Annotated in this window: 18 protein-coding genes; 10 read left to right on the top strand and 8 right to left on the bottom strand. The window is 42.9% G+C overall.

Annotated elements, in window-relative coordinates:
* Positions 1-9: 9 nt before the first annotated feature.
* From D8S93_RS04115 to D8S93_RS04090, 5 genes are all read left to right on the top strand, one after another.
* Positions 10-1,062 carry a formate dehydrogenase subunit gamma gene (locus tag D8S93_RS04115; RefSeq protein ID WP_047008778.1) on the top strand — a complete coding sequence of 351 codons (1,053 nt, stop codon included), beginning with the start codon at positions 10-12 and terminating at the stop codon, positions 1,060-1,062.
* Complete coding sequence (locus tag D8S93_RS04110) at positions 1,046-1,462, top strand: hypothetical protein (protein ID WP_005396167.1); 417 nt, start codon at positions 1,046-1,048, stop codon at positions 1,460-1,462. The genes D8S93_RS04115 and D8S93_RS04110 overlap by 17 nt, the downstream gene beginning before the upstream one ends.
* Positions 1,463-1,885: 423 nt before the next feature.
* The gene (locus D8S93_RS04105; protein WP_193621572.1) at positions 1,886-6,271 is read left to right on the top strand and encodes an RHS repeat-associated core domain-containing protein; all 4,386 of its coding nucleotides are present in this window, start codon (positions 1,886-1,888) and stop codon (positions 6,269-6,271) included.
* 1 nt (position 6,272) lies between these two features.
* Complete coding sequence (locus D8S93_RS04095; protein ID WP_031822097.1) at positions 6,273-7,163, top strand: immunity 49 family protein; 891 nt, start codon at positions 6,273-6,275, stop codon at positions 7,161-7,163.
* 344 nt (positions 7,164-7,507) lie between these two features.
* Positions 7,508-8,728, top strand: a complete 1,221-nt coding sequence (locus D8S93_RS04090; RefSeq protein WP_152812129.1) for an ammonium transporter — start codon at positions 7,508-7,510, stop codon at positions 8,726-8,728.
* A gap of 32 nt (positions 8,729-8,760) precedes the next feature.
* Here D8S93_RS04090 and D8S93_RS24815 read toward each other — a convergent pair whose 3' ends face one another.
* Entirely contained in the window at positions 8,761-8,934 is a 174-nt protein-coding gene (locus D8S93_RS24815) for a hypothetical protein (protein ID WP_193621571.1), read from the bottom strand.
* A gap of 118 nt (positions 8,935-9,052) precedes the next feature.
* Between D8S93_RS24815 and cobB the strand changes: the two genes are divergently transcribed.
* Complete coding sequence (gene cobB, locus D8S93_RS04085; protein WP_053807417.1) at positions 9,053-9,784, top strand: Sir2 family NAD+-dependent deacetylase; 732 nt, start codon at positions 9,053-9,055, stop codon at positions 9,782-9,784.
* Between the two features lie 90 nt (positions 9,785-9,874).
* Here the strand turns inward: cobB and D8S93_RS04080 are convergent, their stop codons facing one another.
* The 5 genes from D8S93_RS04080 to potA all read right to left on the bottom strand — a co-directional run bounded on the left by D8S93_RS04080 (position 9,875) and on the right by potA (position 15,024).
* A complete protein-coding gene (locus tag D8S93_RS04080; protein WP_053807418.1) occupies positions 9,875-10,912 on the bottom strand; it encodes an extracellular solute-binding protein in 1,038 nt (345 codons plus the stop codon).
* A gap of 247 nt (positions 10,913-11,159) precedes the next feature.
* The gene (locus D8S93_RS04075) at positions 11,160-12,191 is read right to left on the bottom strand and encodes an extracellular solute-binding protein (protein ID WP_012841832.1); all 1,032 of its coding nucleotides are present in this window, start codon (positions 12,189-12,191) and stop codon (positions 11,160-11,162) included.
* A gap of 106 nt (positions 12,192-12,297) precedes the next feature.
* Positions 12,298-13,068 carry a spermidine/putrescine ABC transporter permease PotC gene (potC, locus tag D8S93_RS04070; protein WP_152812127.1) on the bottom strand — a complete coding sequence of 257 codons (771 nt, stop codon included), beginning with the start codon at positions 13,066-13,068 and terminating at the stop codon, positions 12,298-12,300.
* Complete coding sequence (gene potB, locus D8S93_RS04065) at positions 13,068-13,928, bottom strand: spermidine/putrescine ABC transporter permease PotB (RefSeq protein ID WP_012841831.1); 861 nt, start codon at positions 13,926-13,928, stop codon at positions 13,068-13,070. Before potB ends, potC begins: the two co-directional genes overlap by 1 nt.
* The gene (potA, locus tag D8S93_RS04060) at positions 13,909-15,024 is read right to left on the bottom strand and encodes a spermidine/putrescine ABC transporter ATP-binding protein PotA (RefSeq protein WP_012841830.1); all 1,116 of its coding nucleotides are present in this window, start codon (positions 15,022-15,024) and stop codon (positions 13,909-13,911) included. Before potA ends, potB begins: the two co-directional genes overlap by 20 nt.
* A 402-nt stretch (positions 15,025-15,426) precedes the next feature.
* On the opposite strand from potA, the gene D8S93_RS04055 reads away from it, so the two are divergent.
* From D8S93_RS04055 to ttcA, 4 genes are all read left to right on the top strand, one after another.
* Positions 15,427-16,224, top strand: coding sequence for a hypothetical protein (locus D8S93_RS04055; RefSeq protein WP_005396476.1), 798 nt, complete (start codon positions 15,427-15,429; stop codon positions 16,222-16,224).
* The gene (locus D8S93_RS04050; protein WP_048626391.1) at positions 16,217-17,053 is read left to right on the top strand and encodes a glucosaminidase domain-containing protein; all 837 of its coding nucleotides are present in this window, start codon (positions 16,217-16,219) and stop codon (positions 17,051-17,053) included. The genes D8S93_RS04055 and D8S93_RS04050 overlap by 8 nt, the downstream gene beginning before the upstream one ends.
* 13 nt (positions 17,054-17,066) lie before the next feature.
* Positions 17,067-17,729 (top strand): DUF2987 domain-containing protein, encoded by a 663-nt coding sequence (locus tag D8S93_RS04045; protein WP_005396478.1) that lies wholly within the window; start codon positions 17,067-17,069, stop codon positions 17,727-17,729.
* Positions 17,730-17,928: 199 nt separating this feature from the next.
* Positions 17,929-18,822, top strand: a complete 894-nt coding sequence (gene ttcA, locus D8S93_RS04040; protein WP_005377502.1) for a tRNA 2-thiocytidine(32) synthetase TtcA — start codon at positions 17,929-17,931, stop codon at positions 18,820-18,822.
* A 138-nt stretch (positions 18,823-18,960) separates the two neighbouring features.
* Here ttcA and uspE read toward each other — a convergent pair whose 3' ends face one another.
* Both uspE and D8S93_RS04030 read right to left on the bottom strand, forming a co-directional pair.
* Positions 18,961-19,908 carry a universal stress protein UspE gene (gene uspE, locus D8S93_RS04035; protein ID WP_053807422.1) on the bottom strand — a complete coding sequence of 316 codons (948 nt, stop codon included), beginning with the start codon at positions 19,906-19,908 and terminating at the stop codon, positions 18,961-18,963.
* Between the two features lie 180 nt (positions 19,909-20,088).
* Positions 20,089-20,835 (bottom strand): FNR family transcription factor, encoded by a 747-nt coding sequence (locus tag D8S93_RS04030; RefSeq protein ID WP_005377497.1) that lies wholly within the window; start codon positions 20,833-20,835, stop codon positions 20,089-20,091.
* Between the last annotated feature and the right edge of the window lie 46 nt (positions 20,836-20,881).

Raw genomic sequence — 20,881 nt, 5'->3', positions numbered from 1 at the left:
GAGAGGCACATGTTAAACACGCTTAAACGTGCGTCTCTAGCAATGCTGTCAATGATGACAGCATTGCTGCTGACTTTCGCAATGCCTGCTTCAGCAGAGGAACAATCTTCTAAAGTTATTCAACAGGAGATCACGCAACTCGCCGGGGCAGACTATTGGCGCGAAGTCAGAGAGGGGCAAGAAGGCTACACCACGTCTCAATCGCCAGAACATGGCGTATTGATCAGTAAACCTGGAGAGACTTGGTACATTCTAAAAGAGAAATGGATGTCTCCCGCTGGTGCTGTCGCGATTTTCGGCAGTATTGCAATGGTAATCATGGCTTACGTACTCGTTGGCCCTTTAATGCTTAGCAAGCCGCGTACTGGCAGAAAGATGAAACGTTGGTCTCGTTTAGACCGCGCGCTTCACTGGAGTATGGCGTTTACATTCTTAACGTTGGCATTCAGTGGTTTGATGCTGGTTTACGGTAAGCACTTCTTAAAACCGTACGTTCCTACTGAGTTCTGGGGCTTTATCGTCATGTTGGCGAAGCAGTACCACAATTACATGGGACCATTGTTCTTCATTTTGCTGATGCTCGTGCTCTTTAAATGGTGGCGCAAGTCGATTCCAAACATGACTGATGTTCGTTGGTTCATGAAAATGGGCGGTATGGTTGGTAAACACAAAGGCACACATCCGTCAGCTGGTTTCTCAAACGGTGGCGAGAAGGCAATCTATTGGTTATTGATCTTCTTTGGTGCTATCGCGGCAGTGAGTGGCTTAGTTCTAGATTTTCCTATCTTTGGCCAAACTCGCCGTGACATGGAGCTTTCTAACTTAGTTCACGCGATTTCGGCACTGATTCTAATCTGTGGCTTTATCTTCCACATCTATATTGGTCTATTTGGTATGGAAGGTGCGTTAGAAGGCATGGTGACTGGTGAAGTTGACGAGACATGGGCGAAAGAACACCACGATCTTTGGTATGAAGAAGTGAAGTCCAAAGAAGCGATGGGCGAAACAGATACGGCACAAACGGAAGCAAAAGGAGCGAAAGCGAATGAACAAACCTCATAACGGGATTTGGGTTGCGTACATCCTGAGCTGTCTGACCCCGTTTACGTTTCTGATCTCAGGCGTTATCGCAATTATCTATGCTGGTTACCGATTAGATAAGGGAGAAGACAGCGACGTAGTGATTTCTCATTACTACGGTTTAATTCGTACCTTCTTTCTCTACCTGACGTTTTTTGTTGTGTTGATCGTCACCGTCGCGACTTCTAACGGTGTACTCGTTGGCGTGAGTGATTATTGGTTGCATAGTACTTTGCTTGAAACCATCGCTTACTTTATTCCTTGGATAGGGATGGTGTTTGCTGCATTAGCCATCTTGGTGTGGTTTATGCGAATGTTTCAAGGGATGCAACAACTGCGCAATAACCAACCACACAGACCATCGACAGGTCCAAACCTTTAATCAGTATTCTTTAAGCAAAACCGCCGTAATAGGCGGTTTTTTTGTTGCTGTCATGTCTCAAATATGAAGCGCAGAGTCCCACAGGTGATACTTGATGCAACTTATTGAGTGAATTTACGTAACTGGGCAGAAAATCATAGTTAAGTAAGAAACATGTAAAAAAATCGCGTCGCGATGAGACATTAGTCTCACTCACGCTATTGTTCATTTACTCAGGATTCATCGTCCCGTTAAAGTACGCTGCGCTCAGAAATTCAAAGAGTTGCATACGTGAAAATTGCCATCAATACATTCAGTCTACGCATACAGAGGAATCTCTATCGGAGGATGTTTGATTAAGGCATCTTGCTCTCACAAATAAAAAGAGCGAAACGAGCATTAAATGATGCGGCAAGGTAAGAAAAGGACAAACACGTTACGGCTATGATCCCTCAATTCGTCATTCCTATCACGAATCGCTTTGGCGAAAGTTATCACTTCTCTGGTCAGTTACTTACTAGCGGCGAACCTAAAACATTCGTGACCAAACAAGAGGCAATAGAGTTTCTTGAGAGCTTTGGTGAGCTTGACCTTCGCTCTGTCGAAGACTTGTTCTATTTGATTGGTCAATTCAAGCCAAACATACCTGACGGTGAGCTTGCTTCCCAACACTATAATTCAACGTTTGCCAATGCTTTGGTGAACGGTGACTTGCATGTCGCTCGAATTGTACCGACCGGAGAAAACTACGCACTCTCCTCTGCGGTTACGCCTCCACCGACTCAAAATACCGTCAATGCAAAACCATCGAAGGGAAAGGGGAAGTCGAATAAAAAGAGTGGAAGAAGTGCCGCATCTGCTAAGCCTCAACAACAAAGTAGCGAAAAACATGAGAAAGCCGGTGATCCTGTATCACTTGTGACGGGTGAAGAAATTCTCGAACTCTATGATATCGAGCTACAACAAGGTACTACTTGGCAGCGTACTTATCGCTCTTCGCAGTCGGATGTAAATCATGGAATGGGCTTTGGTTGGAGACATGCATTTCAGTTTGAATTGCACGAGAAGACGGATGAGAAAGACAACGTTATCGCTTGGGAGTTTGTTGACGATAAGGCAGATATCACAGAATTTGAGCCAGTAGATACTGGAGCAACAAGTTACCAGATATACGCTGGTGCGAGCTGTTATTTCCTAAATTCAGCAACTCGGATCGTGACGCTCGCTAATGGGCATCAATATCGATTTGAACAGAAAGATGATCGTTGGCTTGTTAAACAAGTCAGAAATGGTACGTTTTCAACGTTTCAACTGCAGTATTCTCGAAACCATCGATTGATCGAGATTGCATACAACAAGCGTCCGGTTCTTGAATGTCAATATGATAAGCAAGGACGCCTTGTAGAACTGCTTAATGCAAAGTCCCAAAAAGTTCTGACAACTTATACCTATGATGAGCACGATGATTTGGTCAGTGCAACTAATCATTTGGGCTTGAAGGAACAGTATCAATACCGCGGCCATTTAATTGTTAAGCGTGTACGACCAACTGGCTTTACTCATTATTTTGAATGGGATGGCGAATGTGCTAACGCGAAATGCATCAGGAACGTTGGGGACGCAGGAATTTATGACTATCGCTTCCATTATCAGGGAAATCATTCTTCTTATTCTGACTCGTTAGATCATCAATGGTCTTTCTTGCATGACGAGCAGGGTAACTTACTCGAGAAAATAAGCCCCACAGGTAAAACTTGGCGATGGCAATATGATGAATTAGGACGAAAAGCACAAGCTATCTATCCTGATCAGTCAACAGTCAATTATCAATATAATCAGCATGGTCAATTAGTTTCTAAGTTTCATTCCTCTGGCAAAGAAGTTCAATATGGTTATGACGGCTTAGGTAAGTTAGTTAAAACGGTTTCACCTGACGGGGATATCGAGAAGGCTTACTACAATAGCCTCGGGCAAAGAGTTTGGGATACCGATCAGTTCGGCTGTGTCACGGAATATGATTACGATAAACACGGTCAAGTCGTCAAAAAAGAGTCTGAAGATGGTAAGAAAAGTCAGTGGTGGTGGGATAAACAACAAAGACTTATCGCGAATGAAATAGACGGTACATTACTTCGTTACAGCTATAACGAAGAAGATCTGGTGAATGGCGTCGCTTATCCCGATGGGTGTATTGCTCAACTCGCTTATGATCAATTTGGCAGGCGTACATCAGTTCGTTATTTTAACGACGAAGACAAAGTCGGTTATAGCGAAGAATATTCTTACGATGAGCACAGCCGTGTTGCTCAGATTCGAACGCCAGCAGGCATTACCTCGTATCAGTGGGGAGCACTCGCGCAACAAGAAGCAGTCATCTTCCCCGATGGCAGCCATATTTCTTATGAATACGATAAACAACGTAACCTGACTAAATTAGTTCGGAGTGACGGCTTAGAATTCGAATTCCTGTATGACGATGAAGGCCAGCTATCAGGAACTGTTGGGTTTGATAATCTACAAAGCCAATTTGATTATGACGATATGGGGCGGATCCATCGTAAGCAAGTCGCCGATAGGACCGTGCTGTACCGCTATGACGCTGCGGGTTATCTCAAGCACGTCAAAGCAGGAAATGGTAGCAGTATTGTAGAGAACCACTTCAATTATACGTTTGGTGGGCGACTTACTTTCGCATCCAATCGCCATCAAACATTGCAATACCAATACTCTTCATTCGGGCATTTAACAAAGCGCATTCAAGGTCAGTTTGAGATAGCGCAGGAGTTTAACAGAGTTGGCCAACGCGTATCTCAGGTACTGCCAGATAATACGGAGCTGAACTTCTCTTACGATCGATATGGGCGTTTTTCAGCGATTCGGTTTGGAAACCTAGATTTACCTCAAATCAAATTTCATTACGATGAAATGGGACGAGTTTCCCAAATTGAAACGGCACATTTTAATGAGCGCATCATTTATGATGGTGTTGGTCGTTTGGTTGAACAACATTGGCCGGATAGAGAGAAAAAGTACGTTTACAATGCGCAAAACCGTATTTCATCAATCATTGATAATACGGCAGGAGCAACGCACTATCAGTACGATACCTTAGGGCAACTGAAACGAGTTAATGCTTCCGGAGAAGTGATTAAGTTTGAATACGATAGTTTTGGCAATCCTACTTTGCCATCTTCAGAGGTATTCGCTGATCGTATTGAAGTACACGATGATGTCCGGTTCAAATATGACGCGCAAGGAAACCAGACAAAACGTGAAGGGCAAGGACACGTTCAGACTCGCGTATTTGATGCGTTAAATCAGCTCATTGAAGTTCACACCGACGATGGTATCAGTCAATATGAATATGATGCATTAGGGCGCAGAACGAAGAAAATTACACAACAAGGCGTTACAGAGTTCTTGTGGGAAGGTGAACGTTTAATTGGTGAACGCTCTTCAGGTGCTTTCCGCTGGTACCTATATCAACCAGAAACCTACATGCCAGTGGCACTGCTAGAAAATGACGTTATTTATTGGTACCAGTGCGATCAAGTTGGTAAACCAGAGCGACTGATCGATTGCGAAGGGAATGTTGTATGGAGTGCAAGTTACGATGCTCACGGTTTTGCTCATGTACATATTGAAAATGTAGCAAATCCATTGCGTTTTCAAGGGCAGTACTTCGATCAAGAAACCAACTTACATTACAACCTCGCTCGGTATTACGATCCTAAGCTAGGACGCTTTATCCAACAAGATCCGATATCTATTGCTGGTGGCATTAACCATTACCAATATGCAGTCAACCCAATTCAATGGATTGACCCAACAGGTTTCCTATGTGAAGAAGGGCTAAAACGCTTGGGTCAAATGTTGGCAGAGTATCAGGCGCAAAGCGATGTTCCCCAAGAGGTTTGCGATCAGATTTTAGAAGCAGCAAAAGAGTCATCCGTCGGAGAAGATGGCGTTCGCTCGCAAGTCAAAATCCGAAAACCCAATGGTAAAAACAATATTCGATATGAATACGATTTAGACCATATTGATTGTGAGAAGAGCGAGATTACTTTTTATCGTCATATTAACTATTCAGATGGCAGCAGGCACGAAGTTCAGTATGTTGTTGGGATTGAGGAATTTGTCAATGCGCATGTTTTTGACTCAGAGAAAGTTGGCGGGGAAGAAGGTTGCACGATCTTCACTGAAGACCTTGTGCTGAATAAAGCAGAGTATAAAGAAAACTCTGAACTCAATACGAGTGATTATGAGCTAACAGAAAAAAACAAAGCAAAAATTGATGAATGTTTGAAAGACCGTCAAGAGGCTATGAAGGCTCGAACTGGCGAAGATGGATATAACGCTCAAATCGCCAAGATTAATCAGCAATCTGCAAAAATTGGTGAGTTGGCCGCGGATGATTTTGTTCGAAATAAATGTCCCAATGCTAAGCTGCTTCATCCTAAAGATATTGGAACCTCAATTTCGAAGCCGGGCGACTTTGATATGGTTTATGAGGTGGAAAAGCCACCACCAGGTGAAATTATAATTGTTGAGGCCAAAGGAGGGAGCAGCCCGCTGGGCAGCCGCAAGATTGGAAATATGGCATATCAGCAAGGGACAACGGAATACACTGCAGAAATCACCAGGCTAATGTCGAAAAATAAAGAAGGAACGACTGAAAAAATAACAGCAAGAAAAATTCAACATGCAGCTTCGTTCGGCATACCTATTCGATATATACATACTCAAACAAGCATCCCTGAAAGTGGAAATGCCTCAGACGTAATAGTAGATGCGGCAGAGTTTAAAATTGATTCCAAAGGACTAATTTAAAATGCAAAGTAAAGTTGTAGAACGCAAAGCAAATCCTGAGTTGAGTGAAAGTGGAGTTTCTTCTGAGAAAGAATTTATCAATAAGATATTAGATCAGCGCAAAGAAGGTCTTAAAATCAGGCGAGAAAACTTGGTTAGTTTTGGTGATTTTGCCATTGACCAGGTTCGCTGGTATACATGGTTTCAAACTTCACATGAAGACGAACAAATTTGTACATTACGTCTTTACGAAACTTCATTAATGGGGGCTTGTTATCATAGACTTGCTATGAATCCCAATGATGAACTAACTATAAAGATTCTCGACTATCCTGAAGTAAAGTGGGACGGGGAAGGTATTTTAAAAACGGGGTGCATAAATCCTAATAGATGGATTGATATGTATTTCATATCGACAATTGTGCGTGATAGACCAAGTTTAGACGCATTGGCGAACTTTCCAATTTCTTTGATGAGGCAGAGCTCTACCAAAGCGGGTGAGCTGTCTTATATGTTAGTAGACGTCATTCAGTCGTTCCATCACCGTACAGCAGACTACCCTGATAAACTGGTGGCCGCGATGGACGCAGCAGTTGCTCAGGGTGATGATTGGGCGTTAGAAATCGCCATGGGTATTTTGGAAACTTTTGCTGCCCTGACAACTGACATCGGTTATGACTTTGAAGAAGTACTCATTAAGAACCTTCAGTTCCAAGAGAAATACCAAATGAGGCTCGATAAGCCAGAGGACTTGATTTCTATAGAAACTTTCATCTCTTTCCCTTTGCTTGGTATGGCTTGTATGTGGTACGACAAAGGCAATCGTTTATCTATTGAAACCGGTTGGCTTCCTCCTTATCTCGTCGAGGGGCGCTGGTTAGAGGATGTAAAAGCAGGGAAGATCACTCGATAAACGCCTTTAGTTAGCAATTCAAGTATATAAGCCACCTCTCATGGGGTGGCTTTTACGTTTATCGTAGAAAGTTTGCTGTTTGTTGAGCTATATGGTGCGCATTATGTTGGTGCACTAAAAACCATATTGGTGCATTTATTAGCGTGTTAAGCACCATTTCAAGAATGCCTAATTTTATTAAAGTTCATACAAAACAATAAATTAAAGTGTAAGTGTTAGAAATGTAAATTATGGAATGAGAATTGCTCTGTTAGACGCTCTATAAATTAAGTTCACCAAATTGGTGATGAGCCTAACTTTGATGCACAGGATAAGTGCGCTACAGATCAACGGAGACAATCATAATGAGTGTAACTGCCAATCAGGTACACGGCGCTGTACAAACTCTCACGCAAAGTTCCGACACACTTTTCTTACTACTTGGCGCAATCATGGTTTTTTTGATGCATGCTGGTTTTGCTTTTCTTGAAGTAGGAACCGTGCGCCAAAAGAACCAAGTTAATGCTTTAGTTAAAATCTTGGCCGATTTCGGTATTTCCGCCATTGCGTATTTTTTCATTGGATACTGGGTCGCTTATGGCGGCACCTTCTTTGCTGATGCAGAGACATTATCTCAAGGCAATGGTTACGAGTTGGTGAAGTTCTTTTTCTTGCTGACCTTCGCTGCAGCGATTCCCGCTATTGTTTCAGGTGGTATCGCAGAACGAGCTCGCTTTTATCCGATTCTAATCGCAACATTTTTTACTGTCGGCATCGTATACCCGTTATTTGAGGGAATAATCTGGAACGGAAACTTTGGTGTTCAAGCTTGGTTTGAAAGTACCTTTGGTTATGGCTTTCACGACTTTGCAGGTTCAGTCGTTGTACATGGTGTTGGCGGCTGGATAGCGTTGGTTGCCGTTGTGTTTTTGGGCATGAGAAAAGGCAGAGTTCGAGCAGGAAAGCATACCAACTTTGCACCTTCGAATATTCCGTTTTTGGCTTTGGGAGCTTGGATCTTATGTGTGGGGTGGTTTGGCTTCAACGTCATGTCAGCTCAAACCGTGTCAGGCATAAGTGGCTTGGTGGCTATGAACTCATTGATGGCAATGGTCGGAGGCATTGTCGCGTCATTGTTGGCTGGTAAGAATGACCCCGGCTTTATTCATAATGGCCCACTGGCTGGCTTGGTTGCTGTATGTGCGGGTTCAGACTTAATGCATCCTATCGGTGCTTTAGTGACAGGTGCGATTGCTGGCGTGCTATTTGTTTATCTTTTTACCTACCTACAAAACAAAACCAAGATTGATGATGTGCTAGGGGTTTGGCCTTTACACGGTTTATGTGGCGCTTGGGGTGGTATTGCTGCGGGGATCTTTGGTCAAAGCGCGTTGGGTGGGCTAGGTGGCGTGAGCATTATTGTTCAGCTTCTAGGAACGCTTTTGGGCATTTCTATCGCAGTGATTGGGGCACTTGCAGTCTACGGCGCGATCAATGCCAGTATGGGACTAAGGCTTTCGGAAGAAGACGAATTCAATGGCGCTGACCTAGCCATTCATAAAATATCCTCTACCAACGAGGATTGAGGCCAATGTGGGAGCGGCGTAAAGCCGCTCTTTTAGCAATTGCCTTTTTTTGCTTGGCCAGGGGGACAGAAATCTCCATTACCACGATGGTTATCGTCATTGGTGCTGACTCTTACTTTTACGTCGTCCACTTCGCCTTCAACATTGGTTAGTTGGCAACCTGCTAAAGTCGTAAGTAATATAAGCGCTAGAGATACTTGGCTCATTGCTGTTCCTCTTAAATTGTAATTCTAATAGTGACCATTACGACCATGGTCTAATCCATATTACTACTGTTGCTATTCTTTCAGTGTTAAGCTAATGAAAAAACAGCAAGGATGAGTTATGAATTTCCCTTATAGAAATATTGTAGTACTTACTGGTGCAGGTATCTCGGCTGAATCTGGTATTCAAACATTTCGTGCGCAAGATGGCCTTTGGGAGAATCACCGTATTGAAGATGTAGCAACACCTGAAGGGTTTGCTCGCGATCCGGACCTTGTTCAAGATTTTTACAACCAACGCCGCAAGAAACTTCAAGACAATGCGATACAGCCTAATGCAGCGCATGAAGCATTGGGTCGTCTAGAGGCTGAGTTAGAAGGTAAAGTGACGGTCATCACTCAAAATATAGACAACCTTCACGAAAGAGGCGGCAGCCATAACGTCATTCATATGCACGGTGAGCTTTTAAAAGCGAGATGCAGTGAATCAAACCAAGTTATAGAACATAGTGAGGACATTAAGACTGGTGAGCTTTGTCACTGCTGTCAGATCCCTTCACAAATGCGACCACATATTGTTTGGTTTGGTGAAATGCCACTGCGAATGGGGGATATCTACGCGGCTTTAGAAGAGGCAGATTTATTTATTTCTATCGGAACTTCTGGCGTCGTATATCCCGCAGCGGGTTTTGTTCATGATGCAAAAATGCATGGCGCACATACCATTGAAATTAACCTCGAGCCTAGTGCGGTAGAAAGTGAATTTGAGGAAAAACGCTACGGAAAAGCAAGCGTCGAGGTTCCAAAATTAGTTGACGAGATACTGGCTCTAGAAGGAAAAGAAAGAGCGTAATAATTCTCACAGAGGAGAGCTTTTGTCTTGTCATTAAGAACAAAAAAAGCGGCTCATGAGCCGCTTTTTCATATCTTTAAAACTAACGAATTAGTTGTTCACTTTTAGCTTTTGGAAGTACTCATCGTACATTACGCTCGCTTCGCCAACTTCATCTTGCCAAGTACCGCTGTCCATCACTTCTTGTGGTGGGAAGATGCTTGGATCGTTAGCAAATTCTTTCGGTAGCAGTTCGTGTGCCGTTTTCACTGGAGTAGGGTAACCAATCTCTAGTGCGATCTTAGCTGCGTTTTCTGGGCGAAGTAAGAAGTCAATCATCTTATGAGCCGCATCAACGTTCTTCGCGCCAGTTGGAATTGCCAGGCTGTCCATCCAGAAGATCGTTCCTTTTTCTGGCCAGATGATGTCGATGTTCGCGCCTTCTTGACGAGCCATGTAAGCAGAACCGTTCCAAAGCATACCAAGTGAAACTTCACCTGCTAGGTAAGGGTTTGCAGGAAAGTCTGAGTTAAATACTAATACGTTTGGCATTAGTTTCTTCAACTCTTCATAAGCCGCTTTGATTTCATCCGGGTTAGTGGTGTTCGGTGAGTAACCAAGTTTAGTCAATGCAATATGGAATACTTCGCGAGAATCATCCATCAACATTAGTTGACCTTCCCACTTGCTATCCCAAAAATCATCCCACTTAGTAACAGATGATTTGTCTAGCATGTCAGCATTGATACCAATACCTGTCGCACCCCAAATGTAAGGGATAGAGTAGTTGTTGTTCGGATCGAACGGCTTGTTAAGGAAGTTAGTATCAAGATCGGCAAAATGAGACAATTTCTCTTTGTCGATCTGTTGCAGCATGCTTTCTTTACGCATTTTAGAGACGAAATAGGTAGACGGTACTACCAAGTCGTAACCAGAACCTTGGGTTTTAAGTTTTGCGTACATACTCTCGTTAGATTCATATGTAGAGTAAATAACTTTGATTCCAGTTTCTTTTGTAAAGTCTTCAAGAACTTCGTTTGGAATGTATTCCGACCAGTTGTAGAAATACAGTTCTTGATCAGCAGCCATTGCAGGGGTAGCGATGAGCGTCGCTGCACATAGAGCGCTTGCGTAGAATTTACTTTTCATTTGTTTTCCGTTTTGTTTCGCGATTGGACAAGTCAATACTAGCTGGAGTTATCAAGTTGATCCAAATCGCAGTAAGCACAAATCTGTTTATTTAGCTCGAGGGCTGTATCTCCGCTTTGTGAGAAGATAAAACTAGACATCGAGCCAGATAAACCTAGCAACGCATAATTATATCAGTCAATTACAAAAATAGGCAGCGTATTGCTGCCTATTTTCTTTTAGTCGATGACTTGTTACACAAGCTCGATTACTGTCCCGCTTTCAGCTTTAGGAAGTAATCTTCGTACTTAACGGTTAGATCACCAACCGCATCTTGCCATTCCACTCGATCAAGATCTTCTTGAGAAGGAAATAGCGGTGCAACATCTTTAAACTTAGCGTTCGATTCCTCTACCGCTGTTAAGTAACCAGTATCACGAGAGATTTGCTCTGCGATTTCTGGACGTAGTAGGAAGTCGATCATCTTGTGAGCTGCTTCTACATTCTTCGCACCGGAAGAGATAGCGAAGTTATCAACCCAACCGATACCGCCTTCTTTAGGAAATACGAGTTTAAGGTTTAGGCCTTCATTTTGAGCAGCTGCAGCGCTGCCATTCCAAAGCATACCAACGCCCACTTCACCAGACATGTAAGGTGCGCCTGGGTTGTCAGAGTTGAAAACTAGAACGTTTGGCATCAACTTTTGTAGCTCAGCGTACGCTTCATCTATTTGTTTAGGGTCTTTTGAGTTGCCTGAATAGCCAAGTTTACGCAGAGCGATATGGAAGACTTCACGAGTGTCGTCCATCAGCATTACTTGACCTTCAAGCTCAGGCTTCCATAGATCTGCCCAGCTTTGGAAGTCGTTTGGATCGTACATATCTGCGTTAACCGCTAGACCTGTAATCGCAACAACGTGTGGAATAGAGTAGTCGTTATTTGGATCGTAAGGCTTGTCTAGATAGTTCTTATCTAGGTTGCCGAAGTTTTTAAGCTTAGTCTTATCGATCTTTTGTAGCATACCTTCATCGCGCATTTTTGCTACGAAGTACGTTGAAGGTACCACTAGATCATAACCTTGGTTATGAGTTTTTAGCTTTGCGTACAAAGTTTCATTCGACTCGTAAGTCGAGTAGATCACTTTGATACCAGTTTCTTTGGTAAATTGCTCTAGGATATTACTGTTGATGTAAGGCCCCCAGTTCATAAATACCAATTCTTTATCGTCCGCTGCTGCTGAACCTGAGAACAGAGAAAGCGCACATGCACTACCAGCTAATAGAGTAGCCCATTTTTTCATTGACGTTAGCTCCAAACCAAACGTTGTCCAAATCATTTTGGACGGTAGATAGAAAAACAGAATGGCATGTAACCATTCTGTTTCGTGATGTTAACGGATGTGGATTTTACTTTACTTTTTCTCTTGCGAGCAACTGAGAAATTACGACAAGAATTAAAGAAACCACCAACATGACCGTTGCAAGAGCATTCACTTCCGGTGAAATACCCACCTTAACCATCGAGTAAATTTTCAATGGTAGGATTTCATACGTTGGACCTGTTACGAACGAACTAATAATTACGTCGTCCAGAGACAGGGTAAAGCTAAGCAGCCAGCCTGCCGCAACTGCTGGTTTTGCAAGAGGAAGGATGATCTGCTTTAAGATAACCCATTCACTTGCGCCAAGATCTTTTGCTGCTTCCAACATCTTCACATCGAAGCCATTTAAGCGGCTGTATACTGTTACCACCACAAATGGCAAACAGAAGGTGATGTGGGCAATCAATAGAGTAAAGAAGCCCAGCTGTGCGCCTAATACTAGGAACAGAGCAAGTAATGAAATCGCCATGACAATATCTGGAGACATCATTACGACAAACAACATACCGTTTACAGCACCTTTGCCTTTGAACGAGTATCGGAATAGGGCAACAGCTGTTAAGCTACCAATAATAGTAGCCGCTGTCGCAGAAAATACCGCCACGTTCAATGAGTGCCATGCAGCCTGCATTAGGCTGTCGTTGTTGACTAGGGTTTCATACCATTTCGTGGTGAAACCACCCCATTTCATACCAAATTTATTGGTGTTAAATGAGTTTACGATTAGTACAACGATTGGCAGATACAAAAATGCATAAACCAACGCCATAAAGCTAAATCTAACTGTGCGTCCCATTAGTCTAGCTCCACTTTCTTATTCAATAATTTGCCTGCTCGGTAGTAAGCGTAAAGCATTACCGCCATTGCGAAGGTGAGGGCGATACTGGTCGCAGCACCAAATGGCCAATCACGAGCGTTCAATACTTGGCTCTTAATTACGTTACCAATCAGTAGGTTCTTCGCACCGCCTAGAAGATCTGAGATGTAGAACATACCCAGCGCAGGCAGTAGAACCAACAAACAGCCACCGATAATGCCAGGCATTGTCAGAGGTAGAATTACTTTAGTAATGGTTTGGAGCTTGTTCGCACCGAGGTCTTTTGCTGCCTCGATGTAAGTGTTGTCCAACTTCTCGATTGCCGAGTAAAGCGGCAGAATCATGAAAGGAAGTAGGATGTATACAAGACCAATCATTACAGCCGTTTCGGTATACATAATACGCAACGGCTTGTCGATGATTTCCATTGCCATCAGCGACTTGTTCAAAATGCCCTGTGTACCGAGAACAATCTTCAGTCCGTAAGTTCGAATCAAAGAGTTCGTCCAAAACGGTACGATCACCAAAAACAGCATAAACGGACGCCATTTTTCAGGCATTTTCGCTACGATATAAGCAAACGGGTATCCAATGACTAAACACAACAACGTTGCCACAATTGCCATGTAGAACGAGTGCATCAGCACTTTCGCATACAGTGGGTCCAGCAGACGCAAGTAGTTGTCGAAAGTGAATGTCATTTCGATTAAGTTTGCTTCATCACGCGTTAAGAAACTGGTACCAATAATCATCACGTTTGGTACCAACACAAACAGTGTTAGCCAGCCTACGATTAAGGCAATGATCGCGTTCTGAAGATTAATCTTCTTGCTTATCATTGAGTACTACCTCCCAGCTCTCAACCCAAGTGATAGCGACTTTCTGGCCAAGTGAGTGGTCCACATCAGGATCATCTTCGTTAAAGAATTCGCTTACCATTACACGCATACCTGAATCCAATTGGATAACAGAATCTAACGTCATACCTTTATAAGTACGCTCAGTTACGTGACCAACAATGCCTTTTTCTTCAGACTCTTTGATTTCTTCGATACGTAAGTCTTCAGGGCGAAGTAGTACTTGTAGTTTGTCGCCTTTCTGTGCTTCCTTATCGTAGTAAACGACGGATTCAACACCTTCAATTTCTGCGCGGATGCGTTTGTCATCGATGCGCTCTAGCATGGTTGCATTGAATACGTTGATCTCACCAATAAAGCGAGCAACAAACAGGTTCTTAGGCTCTTCATAAATCTCACGCGGAGATCCATCTTGTTCGATAACGCCATCACGCATCACGATAATGCGGTCTGACATCGATAGGGCTTCTTCCTGGTCGTGTGTTACAAAGATAAAGGTAATACCAAGTTGACGCTGAAGCTGCTTCAACTCGATCTGCATTTGTTTACGCAACTTGTAGTCCAGCGCCGATAGCGATTCATCGAGCAGAAGTACTTTTGGTTTATTAACAACTGCACGAGCAATTGCGATACGCTGTTGCTGGCCACCAGAAAGTTGGTGCGGTTTACGCTGTGCCATTTTTTCTAGACGAACCATACGTAATGCTTCCATTACTCTTGGTTCAATCTCTGCTGCAGGCGTTTTTTGCATACGAAGACCAAAAGCGACATTCTCATATACGGTCATGTGTGGAAACAGTGCGTAACTTTGAAATACCGTGTTGACGTGTCTCTGCTCAGCAGGAACCTGTGTTACATCTTGGTCATCCAAAATGATTTGACCGTTATCCGCCGCTTCAAAACCAGCGATCATTCGTAAAACTGTCGTTTTACCACAACCAGAAGGTCCAAGAATCGTCAGAAACTCACCATGATTAACATCCAGATTTAAATTACCGATGATTTCCTTACCATCGAAACTTTTACTAATACCAGATAAACGAATAACTGGCTTTCCTGCTTGCGGTTTTGCGTTCAACGTCTGTATTTCCCCCCACGTTCAAGCTGGGATAATCCCAGCTGATGTGACACTAGCCATTCACTTTTGAGGCGCGCATCATAATCACCAAAATTGTGAAATTAAAGCATTTTCTTATCTTGAAACAGAAAAAATTTTGCAGGCAAAAGTCATCATTCCTTACCATACTGTTTTTATAAGATTAATTGGCATTTAAACACAGTTTGATAGCACTAAGCTCTGTTCAATAATTGTTTTCAATTTCATAACCTTGTGAGTGGTTAATTATCAACCATACAGTTGAGATTGCAAGGATAGTACGTGAGTTGTGATGTTAGATGTGGAAAGATTTCTTTATAATAACGGCCACATTAATTGACTGGAATTCCAGTGAAAATTTTACAAGTTAATCTTGGATAAACTATGAACGACGATTTTGAGAAAGATTTCAATCTTGGGGGGAGTGTAGAGCGAGCTTTGTCTGGCAACTACGAGCTTAAAGCTGGGGCTGTTTTCAATGAGGCTTGGCGAGCAACCATCCAGCACTTTTTATCCTTTTCTCCTGCTATTATTGTATTGCTTTTTGTCCAGTTAGGTATTTTCTATATCGCGTTACAACTGCAGTTGGGTGATCTGACCGTTATTCTTGATGCATTTGAGAATCCAGAATCATTCACTAACGATATTGTGTCTTCTATTTATGTCGCGAACTTTAGTTATGAGGTGATCAGCGCCCCAATTTATGCAGGGATCAGCTTGATGGCGATGAGCCATATAGCGGGCTTAAAGACTAAGTTACGCCATGTAGGTAAAGGGCTGCAGTTTACTATTCCCGTGATCCTAGCAACGCTGATGAGCCTAATGCTGCAAGGCGTAGTTGGTATGATCTTCCCTCTACTGTCCCTGTATCTTTCTTTAGCGTTTAGTCACTCTATCTTGTTGATTTGTGAAAAAAGAGTGCCACCAATGCAGGCGCTACTGTTATCACTTCGCGCTATTAACAAGAAGATTTTTGTTGTCGCAGGGCTTTACTTAGGCGTGATGTTGATGTTTATTATCGCTGCGATGTTCTACGGTATTGGCTTGATTTTTGTGTTGCCATTCTTCTTTCATTTGAAAGGCATACTCTACCGCGAAATGTTTGGAATTAAGCTCAAGATCGTTGCAACACAGAAAAACGACAATGATCACGATGGTAACTCACAGGTGTTTGATGCCTAATTCTTTAAAATCAATAAGTTTACGAGTGGCGGCTACCTGTATAGCCGCCACTTTCATTTCTATTGGACCGTATTTACACTACGAGCAACAGTTTAAATATGTTGAGAATCCTGATGTGCTGTCCGGGACAATTAAGCATGTCGATTTGTCTCATTTGCCACACATTGGTGATATCCCTGACTTCAACGCAATAAAAGACACCAAAGAGAAAAAAGCGGCGTTTTTTGATTTTTTAAGGCCTAAAATAGCACTTGAGAATCAACGAATTCGCCATGAACGAGCGTTTCTTACTTCTTTAAAGGTGGGCCAAATCACTCAAGAGCAAGAAGAGTACGCTCAGCGACTAGCGGCTCTGTATTCTTTGCCTTTGAGCGACAACAAAGTCGATCGCGCGTGGTTGGGAGAAATGCTTGTGCGAGTGAATGTCTTACCAGAAGCGCTGGTTCTAACTCAAGCAGCAAATGAATCTGCGTGGGGCACTTCTCGTTTTGCCACTCAAGCGAACAACTTGTTCGGCCAATGGTGTTATAAAAAGGGTTGTGGAATTGTTCCTGCGCAACGTGGCGCAGGCAAAGCTCATGAAGTTGAAAAATTCGATTCTGTACAGCAGTCGGTTCATGGCTACTTTATGAATGTTAATCGAAACCCAGCGTATGCTGAACTGCGTGAAATCAGAGCTTCTCTAGCCGAAAAGAACAAAGACCTGTTATCGGTCGCAACGGCGTCAGAGTTAACTCATGGATTGCTAGCATATTCTGAACGTGGCATTGCTTATGTACACGATCTTCGCGCTATGATTCGTCATAATAACGCCTACTGGACACAATAAAATAACGGATAAAATGAAAAAGTTAAGCCTAAGTCTATTGGGAAGTGCGGCGCTAATTCTTGTATCGCCAATAACCCAAGCTCAAGAGTACATGTTCACATACTCAAAGTTATACACCCAACTCAAAAACAACAATAAAGAAGGGCATGACGACGTGAAAGTTGGCGTCTTCTTTGTGGACGCGAAAACTAAGCAAATTTGTACAATAGAAAAAGCTTGGATGGAAAAAGAAGAGCACTATGAAGAGTTTGTTATCCCTGCTTCACAAGAGTTGCCTCTGCCAGTCGATAAAAACTTAAAGTCAGCGAATCCGTTGGTTTTTGTCGATACTCCAAAAGATACTCGCTGCGATTACTCACTTGTCGTGATGACCAAAGAGCCATTACAGGGTAATGTTTCTTACGAGCAACTTAAGCCTCTTCTACCTCAAATGCAGACGATGCTGGAAGATTTAGGCGGTATGTTTGCGGGTTGGTTTACACCTGAAGTTCAAGGTGTGACGATGGAGTTTGCAAATCAACTGAATGATAAAGTGATTTTCTCAAACGGAACCGAAAAGCCAATTGTCAATGGCAAGATACAAGTCGCACTAAGTGAAATAGGGCAAGGTGGCACAATGACACTACCAGAACCGACGATGCGAGTGCTACCTTATCTGCCTAACGCAAAGAAGTGAACACTGAGAGTTTAGAAAGGGCTGCAATTGCGGCTCTTTTTTCATTTGTGAGGGTAACTAAGCTACCTTTCGTGTCCTTTTCTTAATGTCTCAATAAGACAAGCATTTAATCCTGCGTAAAAAGCTCGTATAATCCACGCCCCAAAGAAACCCATGTTAGGAAGTCCTAGTCGATTTATCGGCGATGTGAGAGCCCGCAATGAACCAAATAGATACAAGAAAAGAAACCCTAGAATTCAACAAGCTTCAGAAACGCCTGAGAAGACATGTTGGAAATGCCATTACTGATTACAACATGATTGAAGAAGGCGATGTTGTGATGGCATGTATTAGCGGTGGTAAAGATTCATTCGCGATGCTTGATATCCTGTTGAATCTTCAGAAAGCTGCGCCAATCAAATTTGAAGTGGTTGCGGTAAACTTAGACCAAAAACAACCGGGCTTCCCTGAGCATATTCTGCCTGAGTATTTCGAAACACTGAATATCCCTTACTACATCGTAGATAAGGACACGTATTCAGTCGTAAAAGAGAAGGTGCCAGAAGGCAAAACCACTTGTGGTCTGTGTTCACGCCTACGACGTGGTACGTTGTATTCATTTGCAGAGAAGATTGGTGCAACTAAGCTTGCGCTAGGTCATCACATGGATGACATCGTCGAAACAATGTTCTTGAATATGTTCCACGGCTCTCGCCTTAAAGCGATGCCACCAAAGCTGCGCTCTGATGATGGTCGTAACGTGGTCATTCGTCCATTGACTTACTGTCGTGAAAAAGATCTGATCAAATACGCTGAACACAAGGATTTCCCAATTATTCCGTGTAACCTTTGTGGTTCTCAAGAGAACCTTCAGCGTCAATCTATAAAAGCAATGTTGATTGAATGGGATAAGAAGACGCCAGGGCGTGTGGAAGCGATCTTTAAATCAATTCAAAACGTAAGCCCAAGCCAACTAGCAGACCGCGAATTGTTCGACTTTGTTAACTTACCGCTAGACCGTGAAGGTAACCGCGAAGAGTATGAATTTAATGAGGCTGTCGTTTCTTCGACGAATATTGATGAATCAATGTTCATCGATGTTACGAACATCTAACTCGTAAAAAGGAGGTCAACTAGACCTCCTTTTTTGTATTCAACGCTTTAACTGTCCCCAAACAAAAATCCCCATTTTATTAGGGGGATTTATTAGCGTCTGTTTGAAAGCGCTCAATATAGCAATGCTAAAGAGAGATTAGGTTGCTGTATTTGGATCGAGAGGGCTAATGTAGCCTTTTGGTTTTAGAGCCAATACATCGCAATTTATTTTATCGATCACGTGCTCAGCTGTATTACCAATAAAGACAGCAGAAAGCCCGGTTCGCCCTGTGGTGCCTAAAATAACCATTGCAGCATTCAAGCGCTCTGCTGCTGCTGGAATGACATCTTCAGGTAAGCCTTGCTCAACAATCGTTTGCTCTTCATCAAGGCCGTGTTTTTGGCGTAATGCTTTCATCGCAGTTAAGTGATGACCTCGAACGGCATCGGTATAAGTCGTTGGATCAAACTCAGGAAGTTCAATGGTAATGTTCGCCGGTGTAACGGGATACGCATTAACAAGGTATGGTTTGGCATCCAGTCGGGTGGTGACTTCTTTTAGTCGCTCGACCATGGCATCGTTGAGATCAATATGAGTTGGATTTTCAGAGCCTACGTGCACCGAGGCAAGAATGCTTGCTTGTTCTGGCCAATCTGCATTTTTAATCAGAAGTACTGGGATAGGGCATTTACGTAACAAGTGCCAATCGGTCGGAGTGAAAATCACAGATTCTAACACGTCATGCTTACGTGTGCCTTTAATGACTAGGTCATGGCTGCCTGCATAGACCTCAGCGATAATTGCTTCGTAAGGACGGTTGTGCCAGACGACACATACATCAAAGTCAAAGCCATCGTTTAGATAAGGTTGAGCAATTTTACGCATCCACTGCTCACGTTGATGGATAACACCTCGACGCATAGCATCTCTTTCATCCACTGATAGCATTGACGTCATGTCATAAGAGAAATCGTAAATGGATAAAAAGAAAGTGATTCGGCTTCTAGATACACTTTTTTGAGCTAATTGAACAGCTCTTGCAAGTGCGGGCTGCTCATCATTATTGATGTCAGCTACAACAAGGATCTTACTGTATATACTCATAACTAAGCCCACTTCTATTGCAAAACCAGATACTGAATATAAATTAAATCAGTATTTTGGAGTACTCACCGTACATTTTTACTGTAGCTTAGTTTGGGTAACTTTTTGAGGACTTTCGAAAGGAATTTATGAGAAACATGATGTAGCTCATTTTCGAGCTACATCAATAATTGGGGTGTATTATTCTTTAGTTACACCAGCAAGTTCCATCAATGCATCGTGGTCTAAGATAGTGATATATTTACCTTTTACACTTAGGATCTCGGATTTCTGGAAACGACCCAACAAGCGACTGATTGTTTCCACTGTAAGACCAAGATAGTTACCAATATCACCACGAGTCATCGTTAAACGAAACTCTCTAGGGCTGAAGCCACGTTGAGAAAAACGAGTTGATAGGTTGTATAGGAAAGCCGCTAGACGTTCTTCTGCATTCTTTTTAGAAAGAAGCAAAATCATTTCCTGATCACCTTTAATTTCGTTACTCATCAAACGCATAATTTGCTGGCGAAGCTTAGGCATTTTACCTGATAGGTCGTCTAAAATTTCGTATGGGATTTCACATACCATCGACGTTTCAAGCGCTTGAGCAAAGCTAGGGTGGGAGTCACCTGTAATGGCATCGAAACCAACTAGGTCTCCGGCCAAGTGAAACGCTGTGATTTGCTCATCACCTTGCTCTGTGATCGTATAGCTCTTGATGGTACCAGAGCGGATAGCGTACAGAGATTTTAGCTCGTCACCAGCCTTAAAAAGCTCTTGTCCTTTTTGGATAGGCTTCTTACGTTCGATGATTTGGTCAAGCTGATCAAGTTCTGCCTCATTCAGAGTGAACGGGATACACAGCTGACTAATGCTACAATCTTGGCAATGAATGGCGCAACCGCCTGATTGGATACGCTTTGTTGCAGGTTTTTCAGAAATCATAACAACCTTTCACTATTTGATATACATCAATATTTTAGCATCGCTT

Origin of the sequence: Vibrio sp. VGrn 2 (assembly GCF_009361695.1) — a bacterium.
GTDB classification, from domain to species: Bacteria; Pseudomonadota; Gammaproteobacteria; order Enterobacterales; family Vibrionaceae; genus Vibrio; species Vibrio diabolicus.
This window is presented reverse-complemented; position numbering and strand designations above follow the sequence as displayed.

What these genes read in the sequence shown, in the direction of transcription:
- D8S93_RS04110 (WP_005396167.1), top strand. Translation starts at nt 1,046, where the DNA reads ATGAACAAACCTCATAACGGGATTTGGGTTGCGTACATCCTGAGCTGT.
- D8S93_RS04115 (WP_047008778.1), top strand. Translation starts at nt 10, where the DNA reads ATGTTAAACACGCTTAAACGTGCGTCTCTAGCAATGCTGTCAATGATG.
- uspE (WP_053807422.1), bottom strand. Translation starts at nt 19,908, where the DNA reads ATGAGTATATACAGTAAGATCCTTGTTGTAGCTGACATCAATAATGAT.
- D8S93_RS04045 (WP_005396478.1), top strand. Translation starts at nt 17,067, where the DNA reads ATGAAAAAGTTAAGCCTAAGTCTATTGGGAAGTGCGGCGCTAATTCTT.
- cobB (WP_053807417.1), top strand. Translation starts at nt 9,053, where the DNA reads ATGAATTTCCCTTATAGAAATATTGTAGTACTTACTGGTGCAGGTATC.
- D8S93_RS04095 (WP_031822097.1), top strand. Translation starts at nt 6,273, where the DNA reads ATGCAAAGTAAAGTTGTAGAACGCAAAGCAAATCCTGAGTTGAGTGAA.
- D8S93_RS04030 (WP_005377497.1), bottom strand. Translation starts at nt 20,835, where the DNA reads ATGATTTCTGAAAAACCTGCAACAAAGCGTATCCAATCAGGCGGTTGC.
- D8S93_RS04105 (WP_193621572.1), top strand. Translation starts at nt 1,886, where the DNA reads ATGATCCCTCAATTCGTCATTCCTATCACGAATCGCTTTGGCGAAAGT.
- ttcA (WP_005377502.1), top strand. Translation starts at nt 17,929, where the DNA reads ATGAACCAAATAGATACAAGAAAAGAAACCCTAGAATTCAACAAGCTT.
- D8S93_RS04090 (WP_152812129.1), top strand. Translation starts at nt 7,508, where the DNA reads ATGAGTGTAACTGCCAATCAGGTACACGGCGCTGTACAAACTCTCACG.
- D8S93_RS04075 (WP_012841832.1), bottom strand. Translation starts at nt 12,191, where the DNA reads ATGAAAAAATGGGCTACTCTATTAGCTGGTAGTGCATGTGCGCTTTCT.
- D8S93_RS24815 (WP_193621571.1), bottom strand. Translation starts at nt 8,934, where the DNA reads ATGAGCCAAGTATCTCTAGCGCTTATATTACTTACGACTTTAGCAGGT.
- potC (WP_152812127.1), bottom strand. Translation starts at nt 13,068, where the DNA reads ATGGGACGCACAGTTAGATTTAGCTTTATGGCGTTGGTTTATGCATTT.
- D8S93_RS04050 (WP_048626391.1), top strand. Translation starts at nt 16,217, where the DNA reads ATGCCTAATTCTTTAAAATCAATAAGTTTACGAGTGGCGGCTACCTGT.
- D8S93_RS04055 (WP_005396476.1), top strand. Translation starts at nt 15,427, where the DNA reads ATGAACGACGATTTTGAGAAAGATTTCAATCTTGGGGGGAGTGTAGAG.
- D8S93_RS04080 (WP_053807418.1), bottom strand. Translation starts at nt 10,912, where the DNA reads ATGAAAAGTAAATTCTACGCAAGCGCTCTATGTGCAGCGACGCTCATC.
- potB (WP_012841831.1), bottom strand. Translation starts at nt 13,928, where the DNA reads ATGATAAGCAAGAAGATTAATCTTCAGAACGCGATCATTGCCTTAATC.